The organism is Alcaligenes faecalis (genome assembly GCF_041521385.1).
Classification (GTDB): domain Bacteria; phylum Pseudomonadota; class Gammaproteobacteria; order Burkholderiales; family Burkholderiaceae_B; genus Alcaligenes; species Alcaligenes faecalis_E.
Map to the genome: position 1 here is coordinate 37,514 of NZ_CP168006.1, position 19,897 is coordinate 57,410.

Here is a 19,897-nt window from a genome sequence, read left to right on the forward strand (position 1 = left end):
CCGGATACGTCATCTGGGTAGCTTGCCGCAGCCAGGCCAGCGTCTGCATTTAGCCAGGAGAACGCATGATCGACCTGTATTACTGGACGACCCCCAACGGACATAAAGTCACTCTGTTTCTGGAAGAGTCCGGTCTGCCCTACACCGTCCACCCCATCAATATTGGCCAGGGCGATCAATTCAACCCCGAATTCTTGCGTATCGCTCCCAATAACCGCATTCCCGCCATTGTCGATCAGGCCCCGCAAGACGGCGGCGAGCCCATCTCCCTGTTCGAGTCCGGCGCCATCCTGCAATATCTGGCAGAGAAAACCGGCCAATTCCTGTCTGCTGATTTACGAGTCCGCACCGAAACCTTGCAGTGGCTGTACTGGCAAATGGGCGGCCTGGGCCCCATGGCAGGCCAGAATCACCACTTCAATGTCTATGCACCCGTCAAAATCGAGTACGCCATCGACCGCTATGTGCGTGAGACTGGCCGTCTCTACGGCGTGCTGAACAAACATCTGGAGCAGCGCGACTTTATTGCTGGGGACTACTCCATTGCCGATATGGCCAGCTACCCCTGGATTGTCTCCCACCAGCGTCAACGCCAGAATCTGGACGACTTCCCGCATCTGAAGCGTTGGTTTGAGCGTATTAGCGCGCGTCCCGCAACTGAGCGTGCCTATGCCTTGGTCGAACAGATCAACCCCGGCTCGCCCGTCCATGACGACAAGGCCCGTCAAATCCTCTTTGGCCAAGATTCCAAAACCATCCGATAGGACTACGACTCCATGACCTTACAGCGCCCCTCTCAGTTGCTGCTTATTGGCCTGACAGCCATGGCTCTGTCGGCGTGTTCCAGCACGCCCAGCAATATCTCCCTGATTCCGACGCAAACCCAGGATCAGACGGAAAAAGATGGCATCTTTACCCAGCCTCTGGACTACAAGCACGTCAAACCGGGCTGTACCGGTGAATGCCCTCGTCTGGAGGTGAAGTCCCTGATTTTCCCCGGCAACTCCGAACTGACCCGCTTGGTTGATGAAAGCCTGGCACATATGACGGTCATCACAGATCGCCATCCTGGCTACCGTGGCCTGAAGGAGTTCGAGAACTATTACTGGGCTACCGCCAATAATCGTGACGAAGTGCATTTGTCCGCCCGTACGCGTTACCGCAACCGGGATCTCACCGTGATCGAGCTCAGTTCGGGTATTTATATGACAGGTGCCGCCCACGGTATTACCGCCACCCAGTTCATCAACTGGGACAATCGCCTGAAGACCGCTTTGCCTCTGGACCGCATTATTGCCCCCGGCAAGATCAAGCCTTTCCAGGAACTGGTACGCCAGGCGCACAACAACTGGGTTTCCAGCCTGAGTGAGGCACGTGAAGACCGAGCCGGTTGGGACAGAATGTGGCCCTTCCAGCCCGCCCAGAACATTGCTCTGACCGATCAGGGCTTGCTGGTGAAATACAACCCCTATGAGATCGCCCCCTATTCCTTTGGTCAACCCGAATTCCTGCTGCCTTATTCAGAACTGCGCGGCATTCTGCGTCCTGCCTATCTGCCCGCCAATTAGATATTCGGCTCATCTACAGCACACAGGCAGCGCGTTTCCGGCTGCCTGTTAATAAACACAGTGTTTTTACACGCGATGCAAAGCCCGGAATCTTCAGCCTTCGCAAGCCGGAACCGGGCCTGCCTTTTTAGCGTCCGACCCCCCCTCTTTCGAGCTCCCAATATCATCATGTCTGATAACCTGTTCCGCTTTCACGACCTGTTTGCTCAACTGGGTCTACCCAATACCCCTGAGGCGATTGCCAGCTTTCTGGAAAAACACCGCCCCTTGCCCAATGACGTGCTGCTGGCTGACGCACCCTTCTGGAGTGCGTCTCAAGCCGAGTTCATTCGGGAAAAACGACTGCAGGACTCTCCAGAATGGATCCAGATCATTGACCAGCTAAGTGAAGCCCTGCGTCAAACGACAGGCGTGCTGAACCTGTCCAGCCCTTGCCGCGTTCTGGCCTTGTCAGGCAGTTTGCGCCAAAGCTCCTTCAACACCGCCTTGGCACACGCCGCTCAAGCTCTGGCTCCTCACGGCATGAGCATTGAAGTTGCTACCTTGCACGGCATCCCCCTGTATGACGGCGATCTCGAGAGCAAGGACGGTATTCCAGAAGCCGTGCTGAACTTGAAGGAAAAGATCCTGAACGCCAACGCCTTGCTGCTGGTCACCCCGGAATACAATAACGGCGTTCCCGGTGTGTTCAAAAACGGGATCGACTGGTTATCCCGCACAGACATGAAAGCCATCTTCTCGGGCCGCATGACAGGGCTGATCGGTGCCTCCATGGGTGGCTTTGGCACGATTTCCTCCCAAGCAGCCTGGTTGCCTACGCTGAAAATGCTGGGGGTATCCCTGTACAGCGGTGGCTCTTTGCTGGTATCGCGCGCACAGAACTCCTTTGATGCGGAAGGCAAGCTGCAAGATGAGCATATTCAGAAAATGCTGAGCAGCTACCTCCAGGGCTTCCAGACCTTTGTACATGCTTCGCAGATGGCCAAGGCGCAAGAAAAAGCCAATTAAGCCGTAGCCGATCAACAGGCTTGTAGGACTTTGCCTATAGAGCTGCTAAAACCTGAGCCGATAAGTGGGGCTGTGTCGTAGAAAGCCCGTATCGCTATACACCCTCAGAACCGCAGCGACAAAAAAGGAGCCTGGAGGGCTCCTTTTTCCATCCTGTCATGGATCAAGGCTGTACAGGCTTGTCGAAACGGTCCAGGTCAAAATAACGACTGGTACTGCCCGACGAAGCGGGCTTGGAGCGTGAGCTATCCGCTGCAGGAGCGGGTTCAGGTTCTACCGTCACCGTTTGCACCCGATTCAGATCGGGCTGTTCGACCCGCTCTGGTACGCCGTATGTCTGTACCGCTCCCCCTGAATAAGTCCCCGCTGCAGCAGGCGCAGAGGCTGCTTTGCGTGCGACGGCCTGATCCAGGTAGCTGGCCAATTGTTCATGATTCGCCGAACGAGCCCAGTCTGCCGGACTCAAACCTTGGGCATTTTGCATGCTTGGGTCTGCACCCGCTGCCAATAACACATCGACTACGGCCCGTTTGCCCGACAAGGCAGCCATCATCAAAGGACTGGTCCCATCAGGTGCAGGTGCATTCACAATCGCTTTCTGAGACAGCAGATAGCGTACCGTCTCCTCGTGCCCCTTGGAGGCGGCGTAGTGCAAAGGCGACCAGCCCACCCGATTCACCTGCCCACCTCGCGCTTGCAGATCACGCAAACGAGCCGTTTCCCCCATCAGGGCCAGATACATCATGGGAGTTTCGTGAACCTCGTTTTCGATGTTCACATTGGTTTGGCGATTGGCCAGCAAGGTGTCCACCACTTTCCAGGACTTGTTGCGGATCGCCAGCATCAAAGAGGGATTGCCCTTGGCATCCACCGCATTGGGGTTCGCCCCCTTGATGAACTCTTGTTCAATGATAGTGGGACGGTCATTTTCCAGAGCCAAATACCAGTTCCGGCTTTCCAGCTCCTGTTCCTGTTCCTGCGCCGACACGGAGCCTGGCAGCAGAAAGGCCAAGGAAAGCGCCATGGAAAGGATGCTTTTATTATTTATTTTTCTGTTAAAAATCATACCATTAAATCCTTTTCATAAGGTACTTTATGAGATCATGAAAGTACAAATAGGCGCATCTTCAAGCCGTGCTCGTCCCTATTCAGGCAGGAAGAGAATTCACTATAAACAGGTTTAAAAATCGTCCATAAGCGTTTGATTATTAATAAAAAGTAACTACTTATAGTCGATTTTCATCAGACCAAAAACAGAATCGCTTATGGAAATTTCTATTTCTATGTTTAAAATCAATAAGATAAAGGCAAAAACTAAAGTAGTAAATCAACTTTATATCACTTGTCAGCAAGACCCTGAACCTGGGTCTAAACAGCGGCTACGCCCCCAAAAAAATCGCTAAACAAGATTAAATTAAAGCCGTACCTTACTGAATAATCTGAAAAAATTATCCGTACTCGCTTCTTCTACTTCCTTGACCGAGATCCCTCGCAACTCCGCAATCTTCTCGGCCACATGAATGACCAGGGACGGATTATTGGTTTTGCCTCGATATGGCACAGGCGCCAGAAACGGCGAATCTGTTTCGATCAGCAGACGATCCAGCGGCACGCGTTGCGCCACATCCTGCAGTTGGATGGCGTTCTTGAAAGTCACAATCCCGGAAAAAGAAATGTAGAAATTCAGATCCAAGGCCGCTTGTGCCACTTCCCAGGTTTCCGTGAAACAGTGCATCACGCCCCCGGCAATCTGCGCCTGCTCTTCGCGCATGATGGCAATGGTGTCCTCACTGGCCGAGCGGGTATGGATGATCAAGGGCAAGCCCGACTCGCGACTGGCACGGATATGGGTGCGGAAACGCTCACGCTGCCAATCCAAGGGCTCTTGCAAGCGGTAATAGTCCAGACCTGTCTCGCCAATCGCCACGACTTTGGGATCTTGCGCATGTTTGATCAGCTCCTGGACGGTAGGTTCAGTGACTTTCTCATAATCCGGGTGCACCCCCACCGAGGCAAACAAATGGCTGTGGGGACGCACCAGATCCATCAAACCGGGCCAATCGTCCATATCCACGCTGACCACCAGCGCACAGCCCACCTGGTTCTGGCGCATCCTATCCAGGATGTCGTCCAGATTTTCAGCAAGTTCAGGGAAATTAAGATGGCAATGCGAATCAACAAACATGGTTAGACAATACTTTTTAAATACAACGACATGCCTGGTGCAATCGGTCCAGGGCATGATGAATAAACAATTTAGCATTGAGCGGATGATTGCCCAGGGCCTTTTGCTGTGCCAGCCACTTCAAGGCTTCTGTCACCGCCGTGGTGTTGGATTGGGCGGCCAAGGCATCAATGCGTTTTTGCAAAGAAGGATAGTAACGCGCTGGTTGGGCAAAGCTACCCAGTTGAATATCGACAAACAAGCGCTGCCAATGATCGATCCACTCTTGGGCGGGCAGTTTTTCCAGCGTATCGGCCAAGGACAGGTCCGCCTCTCGACCCGCTTTCAGCACCCCGTCCATCCAGGCGCTAAGCCAATTGGGACACGGAGCATTCATGTCCTGGCTGGCAGTCAACGCTTTGAGCGGTGCCCCCCCCCAGGCAGCCAACCAGTCCGAGGCCTGATCCACTCCTTGTTGCTCCAGCCATTGAACCGATTGCTGAGCATCGGGCGCGGGTAAAGGCAAACGGCGGCAACGCGACACCAGCGTGGGCAGCAGCCGATCTGGCGCATCCGCAACCAGCAGAAAGACAGTACGATCTGCGGGCTCTTCCAGAACCTTCAGCAAGGCATTGGCAGAAACCAGATTCAGAGCCTGGGCTGGATATAGCACCGCTACGCGCCAGCCCCCTCTATGGGTGGCGGTATTGAACCAATGTTGCAACTGACGCAATTGCTCCACCCGAATTTCCCGAGAGGGATTTTTGCGGGCGGCTGTATCTTTGGCCACGCCCCCTTCCTGGATATCCGGCCCCTGCTCTTCAAAAGCAAGGGCATCCGGGCGCAGCAGACGCAAGTCGGGGTGATTCCCCCCTCGCACCCACTGACAAGCCTGACATTGGCCACAAGCCAGACCCTGCACCGGCTGGTCGCACAATAAACTGGCCGCGGCCACACGGGCGAATTGCGTCTTGCCAATGCCAGGTAGACCGTGAATCAGCCAGGCATGGGCAAAACGCTCCCGATGACCCAGCCAGCGTTGGGCGGTCTCGATTTGCCAAGGTAGAAAAGTCAAACTATCAGACACCGTATTGCCTCAAGGTTGCACATCACAAGGCCGGATTCACGCAAGACAGACCAGGCAATCGCCCCTGCTTGAACAGCCCAGCACACATTGTAATATGAACCGGTAAAATGCCTGCTCCACTACCAAGGATAATGAAGTGAGCTTATTGATCGGGCTGGCCGCCAAAGCGCGCTCAGGCAAAGACACCGTCGCCAATCTGCTACTGGCACACAACCCTTTATTGGCGGCCTATGCCTTGGCTGACCCCGTAAAAATGGGTTGCGAAGTGCTGTTTGGCTTAAGTCCCGCTCAGGCCTGGACCGACGACAGCGTAAAAGAAGTGCCGATTGCCCTGTGGCAACGATCCCCCAGACAGTGCTTTCAGCTACTAGGGACCGACTGGATGCGCCAGCGCGATCCCGATCACTGGCTTCGCCGTGCCCAGCACGTACTGGACTTTGGCCCTGGCGCCCCCCTTGCCAGAGACGTTCAGGATTACTCGGTCTGGGCACTGGCCTTGGCCGCGATTTACGGCATGGCGCCCGAACACCTGGATGACGAGCGGGCGGATCATGTGGATGCCTTTTGGGGGTTGAGCCCCCGTCAAGCAGTCGACCATCTGCGCCATCAGGTGCTGGCCGAGTACCCGGATTACGAACAACGTCGCCAAACCTTGCCCCTGCTCCTGCCCAGCCACCAACTTCCTGATATGAGTCAGGCCCGCTGTTTGCTGATTAAAGACATTCGTTACGAAAACGAGGCCAACTTCATCCGTGAACATGGCGGGGAGATCTGGCACATTGAACGCCCAGGCAACCCGGTAATCAGTCAACACTCCTCTGAATGGGGTGTAGAACGCGCCCCCCAGGACTATCTGATTCGCAATGACGCCGGCCTGGAACAGCTTGCCAGCAAAGTTCATGATGTGTGGATGGCGTTCGCGCAACGGCACGGTTTAGAGCCTTGACTACGATTCGCCAGAATGGTGGTCAGCCCTAACAGCACCCGCAGGTATGCTGCCAAAACCATTCAGGCCCCTGATGGGGCCTGAACTGTACTTACCGCTTCAAAATATATTTGGCAACCGCCCGATTGTGTGCGGCCAGATTCGGCGAGAACTCGCTGGTTCCATCCCCGCGCGACACGAAATAATAGAAATTGTGCTTTTCGGGATGCAAGGTCGCTATCAAGGAAGCCTTGCCGGGACTGGCAATTGGCGTCGGTGGCAGTCCATTGCGCGTGTAGGTATTCCAGGGCGTATCGGTCGTCAAATCACGCTTGCGAATACGGCCATCATAGGCCGAACCCATACCGTAAATAACCGTCGGATCTGTCTGCAAAGGCATGCCAACACGCAAACGGTTCATGAATACGCCCGCCACGCGTGCTCGATCCTGGCTATGGCCGGTCTCACGCTCCACGATAGAGGCCATGATCAAGGCTTCGTAGGGGGTTTTCAAGGGCAAATCCGCGTCCCGGTCTGCCCATAGCTGCTCCAGCAGTTCCTGCTGAGCCTGAAAACCACGGCGCAAAATGTCAACATCGGCCGTCCCCGGCACAAAGACATAGGTGTCAGGATAGAACAAACCTTCGGGATGGGTCGCCTCTGCACCAAAACGCTTCAGCAAGTCAGCATCGCTTACCTCATTCAAGGTCTGTCGAACCTGAGGATTGCTTGCCAGCGTGTCGCGTATACGTTGGTAGGTCCAGCCCTCGGGAATGGTCAAACGAGTCTGCAACATATTGCCGCTGGACATGCGTTCCATGACCACCCATGGGGTATCGCCGCGCACAGCCTCATAAGCCCCTGCTTGCAAGGAGGTATCCAGACCAGAGAGACGCGCCATCCAGACAAAGGCATCTTCCTGAATATCGATCCCAGCCTGCTGCATGCTGCGTGCAATCGCACGGGGCCCTGAGCCTGCAGGAACCACATAGTCGATGCGTTCAGCACTCATCACCACGGGCTGTTTCTTGGCCCAATACCACGCACCACCCGCTATCACACAGGCGGCGACCACAAAAAGGCCCACGAGGGCAGAGAAGATCTTGACAGTTTTTTTCATGCGAGCCTCATTGTAAACAGAATAAGGCGGCATATTTCTGAATATGTGTCACAGCCCAACACAAAAAACGGCCCCCTTCAGTCCCGCCTCATTCCTCACTATTCCGCCCATGCCCTTATCCCAGCGGGGATATGGCCCTGAAACTGGCCTCACCCACGGTATCATTGATGTTTAAATTTCTTTTTTCGTTCAGCCATGACCGGAATGCCTGCCCCCTCCTCTTTCGCCCTGCCTGATTGGTGCGTCCTCCAGTTTCAAGGCGCCGATGCCGTGTCCTTTCTCCATGCTCAGGTCAGTAATGATGTGGAGCACCTGACTGCCGAGCGCGCCTGCCTCGCGGCCTATTGCACCGCCAAAGGCCGCAGCCTGGCAACCATGGTGTTGTGGCGCGAGCTGGACGAAACAGTCTTTGCCCTGGTGCGCCGTGATCTCAGCGAAGCCCTGATCAAGCGCCTGCGCATGTTCGTGCTGCGCAGCAAAGTGACGATCAGCCTGGCTGAGCGGCAGGTGTACGGGGTGGCGGAGCAATCCGCTGCCCAAGCGGTCTGGAATTTGCAGCGTGATGGTGACGACACCTTAATCCAAGCCCCCGGCGAGCTGGACGGCTTGAATCGCTACTGGCGGATTTCTCCCCAGCAAGATGCAAACGCTCTAGCGTCTGAGGGTCGTTGGGAAGCAGCGGATATTTTGGCGGGCTTACCCTGGATCAGTGCTGACACGCAGGATCTGTTCATTCCCCAGACTCTGAACCTGGACCTGATCGACGGTATCAACTTCAAGAAAGGCTGTTATCCAGGCCAGGAAGTCGTGGCACGCAGCCACTATCGAGGCACGATCAAGCGCCGCATGATGGCCGCCCGCAGCTCCATTCTGGACACGGCACCACAGGTGCAAGAAGCCGCCGATGTGTTCCTGGTCTCGCAAGGTGCAGAGCCGGTTGCCGCTGCGCGCATTATCAACCGCGCCTGGCAAGCCGAGCAGCAGCGTTTGTATGTCTTGATGGAAGTGGTACTGGCGGACCTGGGACAAGGCCAGTTTCAACTGGAGCAAGGACAGGCGCTAGAATGGCAGCCCCTGCCCTACGCGCTGCCAGAACTTAGCTCTTCTGACGGTACAAATTAAGAATGCTGGAGAAATCCAGCCCTGCATTCTGACCTTGTGCGGCATGCAAGGCGAACAGGTTACGGGCCAGTTCGCCTAACGGTGTCGCACTGTTTTGGCTCACGGCTGCATCGGCCGCCAAACCCAGGTCTTTCAGCATCAAACCTGTCGCAAAACCACCCTGATAATCACGCGAAGCCGGTACATCCGGCATCACGCCCGGCCAGGGGTTGTACAGTTCGGTCGCCCAGTTACGGCCAGAGCTACGCGCCATGATAGACGAGAGCACCGCTGGGTCCAGACCGTGAGCAACGCCCAGAGCCAGGGCCTCGGCGGTACCCGCCATCAAAATCCCCAAGAGCATATTGTTGCAAATCTTAGCAACCTGACCCGCACCGGCGTGACCAGCGTGAAAAATGTTCTTGCCCATGGCCTCCAAATACGGACGCGCCTTTTCCAGCGCCTGATCCTCGCCCCCGACCATAAAGGTCAAGGTGCCGGCAATGGCGCCACCGGTACCCCCGGAGACCGGCGCATCCAGCATCAACAGACCCAGCTTGGCCGCCTTGGCCGCCAGATCCTGGCTGGTCTGGGCATCAATCGTGCTGCAATCGACCAGCACGGTGCCGGGGGCCACGGCCTGCAACAAGCCGTTCTCACCCTCGTAAACCTGACGAACATGGCGGCCAGCCGGCAGCATGGTAAAGACCATCTGCGCCTCTTTGGCGATCTGCACTGCTGATTCGCCCACCTGCGCCCCCGCCGCCTGCAGTTCCTTCATGGCTTCCGCATTCAGGTCAAAGACTTTCAAACCATGACCGGCTTTGAGCAGATTCAGTGCCATGGGCTTGCCCATATGGCCCAGCCCGATAAATGCAATCGTGTTACTCATTTTGTCTCCTCGTCATTATGAAAACGGCGCCATCAGGCGCCGCAGTGGTCTGCCTGAATTACAGGTCAGCCAAGGGATGTGTCGTTTCTGCAGGCCAGGCCGGAACAAAAAAGCGTTCTACCCAGCGGGCATCAGCCTGTTCCAGCGACGCCGGATTCCAGCGTGGTTGTTTATCTTTATCTATCAAGAGTGCACGAATACCCTCCTGGAAGTCGCCTTGCACACCACATTGCAACGACACAATGTATTCCAGACGGAAGACATCGGCCAAAGACAGGTGGTGAACACGCTCCAGCAGCTCAAAGGACAGACGGGCTGAACCTGGAGCACCTTTGGCAAAGGTTTGCGCGGCACGAGAGAGCCAAGGGTCGGCACTGTCCTGCCACTGTTGCAGAGCCTGTGTAATGCGTTCAAATTCGCGGCTGGCGCAGACATCACGCAGCATGGCGTAATGTTGCTCCAGCGGGCCGCTATCGGGGCGAGCGCCATCTGCCAGACTGCGCAGGACCTGATGCACGCTGCTGTCACACGCGGCGCGTTCACCAGACCAGTGCGTGGCTTGCAGGGCCGTGAGCAAGGCATCAAAATGCACCCGTGGCAAGTAAGCATCTGCCAAGCCCAGGAACAAGCAGTCCGAGGCATTGATTTGCGCGCCGCTCAGTGCCAGGAAATGGCCGATACCCGCAGGCAGATGTGACAGCATCCAGGTGCCACCCACATCAGGGAACAGGCCAATGGAAATCTCCGGCATGGCAAAACGCGTGGTATCCGTCACCACACGATGGCTGGCGCCGTTGAACAAGCCCACGCCTCCGCCCATCACAATACCGTCACCCCAACACAGAATGGGTTTTGGGAAGGTATGAATCAGATAGTCCAGGCGATATTCCACATCGAAAAATTCGCGGGCGTACTCGTTATTCCAGGCCGAACCACCCTGGTTCTTTTGCATGGAAGCGTACAAGGAGTGCAAATCGCCGCCAGCGCACAGGGCCTTTTCTCCGGCGCCATGCAACACGATCATGGCAATACTGGAATCCTGCGCCCAGTCCTGAAACTGCTTGAACAGCAACTGGCACATTTCCAGATTAAGCCCATTCAGGGCTTGCGGGCGGTTCAGCGTCGCAACACCAATCGCCTTCCCGTTCTGGCCGGGCAGGCGATCAAACAAAACAGAATCCGTCATCGAATATCAGCTCCAAGATCAATGATTTGTCGTGCGATGATGACACGCATGATCTCGTTTGTGCCTTCCAGAATCTGGTGCACCCGAGTATCGCGCACCAGTCGCTCCACAGGATAATCCTTCAGGTAACCATAACCACCAAAGAGCTGCTGTGCATCCACGCAGGCCTGAAAACCCAGATCCGTGGCCATACGTTTGGCCATGGCGCAGTAGGTGCTGGCCTGGCTGCTGCCAGCGTCCAGGTGGGAAGCGGCCAGACGCACCATTTGGCGGGCAGCGACCACATTGGTCAGGATATCGGACAGTTTGAACTGCAGGGCCTGGAACTGGTCCAGATGCTTGCCAAACTGGCGGCGCTCCTGCATGTATTGGCGGGCGGCATCATACGCGCCCTGGGCGGCTCCTACCGAGCAGCAGGCAATATTGATACGCCCACCGTCCAGGCCCTTCATGGCCAGCTTGAAGCCTTCACCTTCCTGACCCAGCATGGCCGATGCAGGCACACGCACGCGCTCAAACGTAATGCCCCGTGTGGACTGGCTGTTCCAGCCCATCTTCAATTCTTTGCGGCCATAGGTGATACCGGCGGCATCGGCAGGAACGGCAAAGGCGGAAATCCCCTTGGGACCATCACCACCGGTACGAGCCATGACCACCAGCAAATCCGTGTCCCCGGCACCGGAGATAAAGGCTTTGCTACCGCTGATCAGATAATCGTCGCCATCACGCTCGGCGCGGGTGCGCAGCGAGGCGGCGTCCGAGCCTGCGCCCGGTTCGGTCAAACAGTAAGAGCCCAGTTTCTGCCCACTGCTCAGCAGCTCGCCCCATTGGGATTTGACTTCGTCCGTCCCCCAGGTGCCGACCATCCAGGTCACCATATTATGGATCGTCAGAAATGCGGTAGTCGACGGGTCAACCGCCGCCATTTCCTCAAACACCAGGCTGGACTCCAGACGCCCCAGGCCCAGGCCACCAATGGATTCCGGGGCGTACAAGCCGCAAAAACCCAATTCGCCGGCTTTACGGAACGCCTCGATCGGGAAAATCTGCTCCTCGTCCCAACGCGCCGCATGCGGTGCCAGTTCCCCTTGTGCAAACTCGCGAGCCGCTTGCGCAAAAGCGTTCTGATCGTCTGTCAGTATCATGTCTGTCTCCTTATTTTTACCCACCATAATGCGAGCCGCCCCCTTTAGTTGTCGTGCTGATGACAATCAGCCGTTTCATAGGGGGCAGTGCCAGGCAGGAGGCGACAGTCTAGCTGAAAGTAGCGACTTGAAGATCAGACGCGGAGGAACTAGGCGCGGGCAGGTTTGCGGCGGGGTCTGGCGGCAGCGCGGGCCGCCAGCTTGTGTGCATAACGACGACGGCGGGAGTCCATGGGGTCAAAGACCAGTTCACGGTAGACTTCCACCCGGTCCTGATCCTGCAAGAGCTGGTCCAGTTGGCAGCGTTGGCCGTAGACGCCGACATGCAAGGCGTCCAACCCCTGTTCATCATCGAGCGGCGGCAGGCGGCATTCACGCAGCCCTTCGGAAATCCCGGCTTGTACCAGGGCATCACGGACACAACTGCCCGCAGGCAAACGCAAGGCGACTTTCCAGACCTGAGCCTGGGTCGCCACCATCACGCTGACGGATAACTCAGTCACCGTAAACCTCTTGAGCGCGGCGCGTGAAGGAGTCGATGAAGCTGTTGGCAACGCGGTTGAAAATGGGGCCCACCACCATTTCCAGCGCGCGGCTGGAGAACTCGTATTCCATGGTGAACACGATCTTGCAACCGTCTTCGCCCAAAGGAGTAAACTGCCAATCTCCTGTCAAGGCCGAGAATGGCCCTTTGACCAGACGCAAGACAATACGGTTGGGATAATCGTGTTCGTTGCGCGTGGTGAAGGTTTGACGAATACCCGCAATGCTGATGGTCACCGAGGCTTCCATCCCCTGTTCATCGCGCTGATTGACGGTCGCGCCACCACACCAGGGCATGAATTCAGGGTATTTTTCCACCTCTGCAACCAGATCAAACATCTGTTCGCAGCTATAAGGAAGAAGGACGGAGCGTTTTACTGTATGCATCAGGTCTGGTTAATAGATAGAATGTTCTGATTTTACAATCTATGGTTGGCAATTAATTCATGAGTATTGTTGATAATCGCAAGGCTACCCACGAATACTTTATCGAAGAACGCTTTGAGGCCGGTTTGGTCTTGGAGGGTTGGGAGGTCAAGGCGATCCGAGCTGGGCATGTTCAGCTCAAAGAAAGCTATGTCATCGTGCGCGAGGGCGAGCTGTTTATTTTAGGGATGCACGTCAGCGCCTTGCCGACGGCCTCCACCCATATCCGGCCCGATGCCACGCGTACACGTAAACTGCTGCTCAAAGCCGAAGAAATCAGCAAGCTGATCGGCAAGGTTGAACAACGCGGCTACGCCCTGGTTCCCCTGAACCTCCACTACAAGAAAGGTCGTATCAAGCTGGACTTCGGCCTGGGACGCGGTAAAAAACTGCACGATAAACGTGATGTTTCCCGCGACAAAGACTGGAAGCGCGAACAAGAACGCTTGATGAAACACGACACCCGCCGCAAGACGAATGAATAAAACGGGCTAAAAAGCCCGTTTTGTTCCAAATCTCAATGTAATTTAACACGAGGGGCGGCCCGTTTGCTGAGCAAGCGGCCCAAAGCCAAGGTTGCCGTTCGCGCAACCCCCAAAATCGCCATGTAGTGCATCAGGTGCAGGCTCATGTACATGATACGAGCCAGCAAACCTTCCACAAACCAGCTCTTGCCGGACAGTACCCCCATCAGGCTCCCGACCCCGCGACTATGCCCCACGGAGACCAGTGAGCCGTAGTCCTTGTAGACAAAGGGGGCTTCATCCACCGGCTTGCCCTGAATGCGAGCGGCCAGACGTTTGCGCAAATAACTGGCTTGCTGATGCGCGACCTGGGCACGTGCTGGCAGAAACTGGCCTTCTTTGTCCCAAGGCACTTGAGCACAGTCGCCCAAGGCCCAGATATAGGGATCGGGCGTAGCCAAACAGGAGTCCAGCACCAACTGATTGATGCGATTGACGGGCAAGCCCAGTTGGCCCAAAAAGGCAGGGGCTTCGATTCCCGCCGCCCAGACGCATAAATCGTTGGGATATTGCCCACCGTTCACATCCTCGATGTAATCCGCAGCCAGACGGCTGACCCGCACGGAGGTCCGAACGGCCACGCCACGCTGCTCCAGCAAACTTTGGGCGGTGGCGGATAGCTTGGGCGGCAAGGCAGACAGAATGCGATCTGCCCCTTCCAGCAAGGTAATACGCACTTCGCGCTCCGAACTGCTGCCCGGAATGCTGTAGATGCTTAAATCGGCACGGGCTTCCAGCAACTCCGCTGCCAGCTCCACCCCGGTCGCCCCGCCCCCGACAATATTGATATACAACGGCGCGCCCGGCTCACGCTGTGCGCGGCGAGTCACACTGATCAGTTCATTGAGCAATTTCAAACGGAAACGCTCGGCCTGATGGGTTGAATCCAAGGCCAGCGCGTGCTCATGCGTGCCGGGCGTATTGAAGAAATTGGATTTGCTGCCCACAGCCATCACCAGCGTGCCATAGGACAGGCTGCGTTCCGGGAAAACTTCTTCATGATCAGGCCCCAGGACTGGAGCCAACGTAATGACGCGCTGCTCCCGGTCTATGCCGGTCATTTCACCTTGAATAAAGGTGAAGCCACAGTCACGCGCCAACATGAAATACGACAGCCCTTCGCGGTGAATATCCAGGGTGCCGGCGGCAACCTCGTGCAAGGACGGTTTCCAGATATGGTCACTGTCTTTGTCGACCAGAAAGATATGCTGACGCCCGAATTGACGCCCTAATTTGGCAGCCAGCTCCAGGCCGCCTGCCCCGCCCCCAACAATCACCACTTGATACGACTGCGTAGTAGACATCCAGAACTCCTTGGGCCTTGTCTTAAGCAAAGAGAGTATCAGAACCGCCGCCTTATACTTTAAATGAAAACAGATAAGGACTATAGCGGTGATCTGTAAACGCTCGCAGGTGGGCCCCGTCACGCTAGCCTGTGCCACCACTCGACGATGTGGCTCTTTTGCGCGTAAATAGGCCTTAGATCAAAGACTGGGGCAAACCAAATAGGCCCCACAGCAGTGCATGGCGTAAAATAAAGGGGTTTGGTCTTGCTTACCCTTAACGATCGACATAGAGCAGCAGCACAGCAGCGATTGATACGGTATGATGCTGGCTTTGTCCTATTCACTTAATTTTGCCTGCCATTATGCACGACGATGTTCCCCGAAAATCTCAACGAGCGACTCGAAAGGGGCGTGAACGCCGCGACAAAATCCTGGAAGTCGCTTCTGAGGTTTTTCGCGAGAATGGTTTTGAGGCCACATCCATGTCCCAAATCGCCGCGCTGGCAGGCGGCTCCAAGGGCACGCTCTACAATTACTTCCCGTCCAAAGAAGATCTGTTGCTGGCCGTCCTGCTCACTGGTGCTCACGAATTTACCGAACAGGTACTGACCAAGTTAGACTGCGAAGGCAATATACGTGAAGAACTGCAGCGTTTCCTGCAACCGATGCTGCGTAACCTGTACTCCAGGCAAACCGCCCAGCTCTTGCGTATTGTGGTCTCTGTGGGCGGACACAGCGATATCGGCAAACGCTTCATGGAGATGTTGGACGACCAGATCTGGGATGGTGTGCAGTGCTTCTTTGCCCACCATATCGAGCGTGGCACCTTACGCAGACTGGACCCGGCCTTGATGGTGGAACACTTCCGCTGCCTGAGCGAAGGCGAAATCGTCTTGTTGCTCATGGGGGCGATGGAGCCTTGGACGGAAGAGCGTATTCAAACTGAAACAGAACATATTCTGGATATGTTCTTGCATGTTTATCAAAGCGACGCCGCAAACTAAGGCTGCATCAATCGGCGGCAACCGCTGATTGCCATCTCCATACGGCTCCCTGCTTGACGCTCTGCAACTGCCAGCGAACCCTTCAAGATATGCTGAATCCATGCTGCCCGATCCAGGGCGGCGACAGCCCCTCTTCCCCCATCACGACCTTTCATCAACACCCTACCCCTGCTCCGATCGTCAGGGTTGAAGCTGTACTGCTCCTTGCCGTACACCACAAGCACTCGACAATACCTGTTCAAGTTTGCACACCGACTCCAGCTTGCCAATACGGCACCATAGACACGCTCTTAGGCTAAAAGAACCGCAAAATGAAATCGCCTAAGCACGGGCAAAAGCAAGAACAGAAATGCTGGCAAAAGATAAGCCCCAAAAACAACAACACCCCAACATGGACGCTCCATGTCGGGGTGTTGAGTCTTGACTGGCTTGAGCAGCGTACTGCCAGAGAAGCTTCCCTGGTCGTGGCTTAGGCCTTGGCCAGACGCTGCCAGGTGTCCACAACCGTATCCGGGTTCAGCGACAGCGAAATAATGCCTTCTTCGCTCAGCCACTTGGCCAGATCAGGGTGGTCGCTGGGGCCTTGGCCACAAATACCCACGTACTTGTTTTGTGCCAGACATGCCTTGATGGCACGGCTCAGCATGAACTTCACCGCTTCGTCGCGCTCGTCAAAATCGGCAGCCAGCAGTTCCATACCGGAGTCACGATCCAAGCCCAGAGTCAACTGAGTCATGTCGTTGGAACCGATGGAGAAACCGTCAAAGTACTGCAAGAACTGCTCAGCCAAAATAGCGTTGGAAGGCACTTCGCACATCATGATCAGGCGCAGGCCGTTTTCGCCACGAGCCAGACCATGAGATGCCAGCAGTTCAACCACACGTTCTGCCTGACCCAGGGTACGCACGAAGGGCACCATGATTTCGACGTTGGTCAGACCCATTTCGTCACGCACTTTCTTCAGGGCTTCACATTCCATCTTGAAGCATTCTGCGAAGTCGTCGGACAGGTAGCGAGCGACACCGCGGAAGCCCAGCATGGGGTTCTCTTCCTCGGGCTCGTAGCGCGAACCACCCACCAGCTTGCGGTATTCGTTGGACTTGAAGTCCGACAGACGCACAATGACGGGTTTGGGGTAGAAGGAGGCGGCCAGCGTCGCAATACCTTCGGCCAGTTTTTCCACAAAGAAGGCACGTGGGCTGGCATAGCCACGAGCCGCCGATTCCACCGCCTTTTTCAGGTCGCTATCCACATTGGGGTAGTCCAGAACGGCTTTGGGGTGAATCGCAATATTGTTGTTGATGATGAATTCCAGACGAGCCAGACCCACACCATCGTTCGGGATTTGCGAGAAGTCGAAAGCCAGTTGTGGGTTACCCACGTTCATCATGACTTTCAGGCCAATCTCGGGCATTTGGCCCCAGCTGACTTCTTCAATCTCGGTTTCCAGCAGACCGTCGTAAATACGGCCTTCGTCGCCTTCGGCACACGACACCGTCACTTCCTGGCCTTCTTTCAGCACGTCTGTGGCGTTGTTGCAACCGACCACGGCAGGGATGCCCAGTTCGCGAGCAATAATCGCCGCGTGGCAGGTACGGCCACCACGGTTGGTGACAATAGCCGAAGCCAGCTTCATGATGGGCTCCCAGTTAGGGTCCGTCATGTCGGTCACCAGCACGTCGCCGGGTTTGACCAGATCCATCTCGGAAGCATCAGCCACGATACGGACTTTGCCCGAACCGATCTTCTGACCAATGGCACGGCCCGTAACCAGCACATCACCCGTGGCTTTCAGGCGGTAGCGTTCTTGCACATCGTTGCTGCCTTGCTGGGATTTGACGGTCTCAGGACGGGCTTGCAGGATGTAGATCTTGCCGTCGATACCATCACGGCCCCACTCAATGTCCATAGGACGCTGGTAGTGCTTTTCAATGATGGTGGCGTAACGGGCCAGTTCGATCACTTCTTCGTCGCTCAGGGAGTAACGGTTGCGCTCGGACACCGGCACGTCCACGGTACGCACCGCGTGATCAGTGGTACGACCTTCGTCAAATTCCATCTTGATCAGCTTGGAGCCGATACGGCGGCTGATGATGGGGTAGTGACCGGAAGCCAGCGTGGGCTTGTACACGTAAAACTCGTCCGGATTGACCGAACCTTGAACCACGGTTTCACCCAGGCCGTAGGAAGAAGTCAGGAAAACCACGTCCTTGAAACCCGATTCGGTGTCCAGGGTGAACATCACACCGGCGCTGCCCTTGTCGGAACGCACCATACGCTGAATACCGGCAGACAAAGCCACTTCAGCGTGGGCGTAGCCCTTGTGCACGCGGTAGGAAATGGCACGGTCGTTGTACAGGGAGGCAAACACGTGGTGAATCTTGCTCAGCACCTCGTCAATGCCCACCACGTTCAGGTAGGTTTCTTGCTGCCCGGCAAAGGAGGCGTCAGGCAAGTCTTCCGCGGTGGCGGACGAACGCACGGCAAAGGAACCCTTGCCATCCGCGTCCAATTCGGCAAACGCGTCGCGTACGGCTTTTTCAAATTCGGCCGGGAACGGCGTATCGATGATCCACTGACGGATTTCGGCACCGGCAGCCGCCAGTTCACGAACGTCGTCGGCGTCCAGCGTGTCCAGACGCTGCTGAATGCGCTTGTCCAGATCGTTGTTTTTCAGGAAAACGCGGAATGCTTCGGCTGTTGTGGCAAAACCACCTGGCACGCGCACACCGGCGTCGGCCAACTGGCTGATCATTTCGCCCAGCGACGCGTTTTTACCGCCCACTGTATCGACGTCCGTCATGCGGAGCTTGTCGAAACTCATTACGTAAGACATAAGTCACCTTGAATAGAAAAAAAAGCGTGTTTGCTTAAGGCAGTGATCTCAGTGGCGCTGTCTATAAGATCTGTCCTAAGCAAACCAGCCTTTCCATACCCCGATTCGAGCGGTAAATGGTAATCTTGCAAATTGTACCGTTTCCCGAGCATTGTGCACGACTTATTCCATGTCTTCTTCTCCTATTGAGCGCACCGTCTTTGTCGTTTCCGACAGCACGGGCATTACCGCCGAAACTTTCAGCAATTCCGTCCTGTCGCAATTCGCTCAATTCGAATTTCAGGCTGTCCGGATTCCCTTCATTGATACCATCGAAAAAGCGCAGTCTGTCGCTGATCGCATCAACCAGTGCGCCCAGGAACAAGGCCAGCAACCGCTGGTATTTAGTACCTTGGTTGACCCCAAGATGGCGAACATCATTGGCGCGGCCAACTGCACGTTTCTAGATCTGTTTGGTGCCTTTGTACGACACATTGAACGCGCACTGGGAGTGAAATCCAGCCGTTCCGTGGGCCGTTCGCACTCCGGTGGCATGTCCAAGCGTTATAACAGCCGCATTGAAGCCATCAACTTCAGCCTGGCGCACGATGATGGTCAGTACGTGAACGGTCTGGAACAAGCCGACGTGATTCTGGTGGGGGTGTCCCGCTGCGGAAAAACGCCTACCAGCTTGTACTTGGCAATGCAGTATGCCGTCAAGGCCGCCAACTACCCCATCATTCCCGAAGATTTCCAGCGCGGCACCCTGCCCGCCACGCTGGCTCCCTACCGGAAAAAGATTTTTGGTCTGTCCATTCATCCAGACCGTCTGTCTGAAGTGCGCAATGAACGCCGCCCGGGAAGCAAATACGCCACCATCGAGCAGTGCCGCATGGAAGTGGCCGAAGCGGAACGTTTAATGCGCATGGAAGGCATTCCCTGGCTGTCCACCACCACCAAATCCATTGAGGAAATCTCCACCAAGATTCTGGATGATGTGGGCTTGGACCGCCGCTCTTACTAAGCCGCCCCCGCCGGGCTAATCTCGGACAGCCAGAGCATCGTCAAAGCCGATCCTCCTGTACCCGGCTGTTGGCTGTCCT

19 protein-coding genes are annotated in these 19,897 nt (G+C 55.9%); 8 read left to right on the forward strand and 11 right to left on the reverse strand.

Features of this window, described 5'->3' with window-relative positions:
• Positions 1-65 precede the first annotated feature (65 nt).
• The 3 genes from ACDI13_RS00200 to ACDI13_RS00210 all read left to right on the forward strand — a co-directional run bounded on the left by ACDI13_RS00200 (position 66) and on the right by ACDI13_RS00210 (position 2,576).
• Complete coding sequence (locus ACDI13_RS00200) at positions 66-764, forward strand: glutathione binding-like protein (RefSeq protein WP_316988402.1); 699 nt, start codon at positions 66-68, stop codon at positions 762-764.
• A 12-nt stretch (positions 765-776) separates the two neighbouring features.
• Positions 777-1,568, forward strand: coding sequence for an RsiV family protein (locus ACDI13_RS00205; RefSeq protein ID WP_316988403.1), 792 nt, complete (start codon positions 777-779; stop codon positions 1,566-1,568).
• Positions 1,569-1,736: 168 nt separating this feature from the next.
• A complete protein-coding gene (locus tag ACDI13_RS00210; RefSeq protein ID WP_316988404.1) occupies positions 1,737-2,576 on the forward strand; it encodes a DUF2789 family protein in 840 nt (279 codons plus the stop codon).
• Positions 2,577-2,739: 163 nt separating this feature from the next.
• Here ACDI13_RS00210 and ACDI13_RS00215 read toward each other — a convergent pair whose 3' ends face one another.
• The 3 genes from ACDI13_RS00215 to holB all read right to left on the reverse strand — a co-directional run bounded on the left by ACDI13_RS00215 (position 2,740) and on the right by holB (position 5,827).
• Positions 2,740-3,600: an ankyrin repeat domain-containing protein gene (locus ACDI13_RS00215; RefSeq protein ID WP_316988405.1), complete on the reverse strand. Its 861-nt coding sequence runs from the start codon at positions 3,598-3,600 to the stop codon at positions 2,740-2,742.
• Positions 3,601-3,990: 390 nt separating this feature from the next.
• Positions 3,991-4,761: a TatD family hydrolase gene (locus ACDI13_RS00220; RefSeq protein WP_316988406.1), complete on the reverse strand. Its 771-nt coding sequence runs from the start codon at positions 4,759-4,761 to the stop codon at positions 3,991-3,993.
• A gap of 16 nt (positions 4,762-4,777) precedes the next feature.
• Positions 4,778-5,827, reverse strand: a complete 1,050-nt coding sequence (gene holB / locus ACDI13_RS00225) for a DNA polymerase III subunit delta' (RefSeq protein WP_316988407.1) — start codon at positions 5,825-5,827, stop codon at positions 4,778-4,780.
• Positions 5,828-5,963: 136 nt separating this feature from the next.
• Here holB and ACDI13_RS00230 point away from each other — a divergent pair, with 136 nt between their 5' ends.
• Positions 5,964-6,773: a deoxynucleotide monophosphate kinase gene (locus tag ACDI13_RS00230; RefSeq protein ID WP_316988408.1), complete on the forward strand. Its 810-nt coding sequence runs from the start codon at positions 5,964-5,966 to the stop codon at positions 6,771-6,773.
• Between the two features lie 91 nt (positions 6,774-6,864).
• Here ACDI13_RS00230 and mltG read toward each other — a convergent pair whose 3' ends face one another.
• Positions 6,865-7,872, reverse strand: coding sequence for an endolytic transglycosylase MltG (gene mltG / locus ACDI13_RS00235; RefSeq protein WP_316988409.1), 1,008 nt, complete (start codon positions 7,870-7,872; stop codon positions 6,865-6,867).
• 204 nt (positions 7,873-8,076) lie between these two features.
• Between mltG and ACDI13_RS00240 the strand changes: the two genes are divergently transcribed.
• Positions 8,077-8,994 carry a folate-binding protein YgfZ gene (locus ACDI13_RS00240; protein WP_372372573.1) on the forward strand — a complete coding sequence of 306 codons (918 nt, stop codon included), beginning with the start codon at positions 8,077-8,079 and terminating at the stop codon, positions 8,992-8,994.
• On the opposite strand, the gene mmsB is transcribed toward ACDI13_RS00240, so the two are convergent.
• From mmsB to ACDI13_RS00265, 5 genes are all read right to left on the reverse strand, one after another.
• Positions 8,969-9,865, reverse strand: coding sequence for a 3-hydroxyisobutyrate dehydrogenase (gene mmsB / locus ACDI13_RS00245; RefSeq protein ID WP_316988411.1), 897 nt, complete (start codon positions 9,863-9,865; stop codon positions 8,969-8,971). The genes ACDI13_RS00240 and mmsB overlap by 26 nt on opposite strands.
• A 58-nt stretch (positions 9,866-9,923) precedes the next feature.
• On the reverse strand, positions 9,924-11,051 hold the full coding sequence (locus tag ACDI13_RS00250; protein ID WP_316988412.1) for an enoyl-CoA hydratase/isomerase family protein: 1,128 nt from the start codon (positions 11,049-11,051) through the stop codon (positions 9,924-9,926).
• Positions 11,048-12,196: an acyl-CoA dehydrogenase family protein gene (locus ACDI13_RS00255; RefSeq protein WP_316988413.1), complete on the reverse strand. Its 1,149-nt coding sequence runs from the start codon at positions 12,194-12,196 to the stop codon at positions 11,048-11,050. The genes ACDI13_RS00250 and ACDI13_RS00255 overlap by 4 nt, the downstream gene beginning before the upstream one ends.
• A 149-nt stretch (positions 12,197-12,345) precedes the next feature.
• Positions 12,346-12,699 carry an RnfH family protein gene (locus tag ACDI13_RS00260; RefSeq protein ID WP_316988414.1) on the reverse strand — a complete coding sequence of 118 codons (354 nt, stop codon included), beginning with the start codon at positions 12,697-12,699 and terminating at the stop codon, positions 12,346-12,348.
• Positions 12,692-13,126, reverse strand: coding sequence for a type II toxin-antitoxin system RatA family toxin (locus tag ACDI13_RS00265; protein WP_316988415.1), 435 nt, complete (start codon positions 13,124-13,126; stop codon positions 12,692-12,694). Before ACDI13_RS00265 ends, ACDI13_RS00260 begins: the two co-directional genes overlap by 8 nt.
• Positions 13,127-13,185: 59 nt before the next feature.
• Here ACDI13_RS00265 and smpB point away from each other — a divergent pair, with 59 nt between their 5' ends.
• Positions 13,186-13,650, forward strand: coding sequence for an SsrA-binding protein SmpB (gene smpB, locus ACDI13_RS00270; protein WP_003799781.1), 465 nt, complete (start codon positions 13,186-13,188; stop codon positions 13,648-13,650).
• 32 nt (positions 13,651-13,682) lie between these two features.
• Here smpB and ACDI13_RS00275 read toward each other — a convergent pair whose 3' ends face one another.
• Complete coding sequence (locus ACDI13_RS00275) at positions 13,683-14,993, reverse strand: NAD(P)/FAD-dependent oxidoreductase (RefSeq protein ID WP_316988416.1); 1,311 nt, start codon at positions 14,991-14,993, stop codon at positions 13,683-13,685.
• Between the two features lie 464 nt (positions 14,994-15,457).
• Between ACDI13_RS00275 and ACDI13_RS00280 the strand changes: the two genes are divergently transcribed.
• Positions 15,458-15,979 (forward strand): TetR/AcrR family transcriptional regulator, encoded by a 522-nt coding sequence (locus ACDI13_RS00280; protein WP_316988417.1) that lies wholly within the window; start codon positions 15,458-15,460, stop codon positions 15,977-15,979.
• 469 nt (positions 15,980-16,448) lie between these two features.
• Here the strand turns inward: ACDI13_RS00280 and ppsA are convergent, their stop codons facing one another.
• Positions 16,449-18,815, reverse strand: coding sequence for a phosphoenolpyruvate synthase (gene ppsA / locus ACDI13_RS00285; protein ID WP_316988418.1), 2,367 nt, complete (start codon positions 18,813-18,815; stop codon positions 16,449-16,451).
• A 169-nt stretch (positions 18,816-18,984) separates the two neighbouring features.
• On the opposite strand from ppsA, the gene ACDI13_RS00290 reads away from it, so the two are divergent.
• Positions 18,985-19,818 (forward strand): pyruvate, water dikinase regulatory protein, encoded by an 834-nt coding sequence (locus ACDI13_RS00290; RefSeq protein WP_316988419.1) that lies wholly within the window; start codon positions 18,985-18,987, stop codon positions 19,816-19,818.
• Positions 19,819-19,897: the final 79 nt, after the last annotated feature.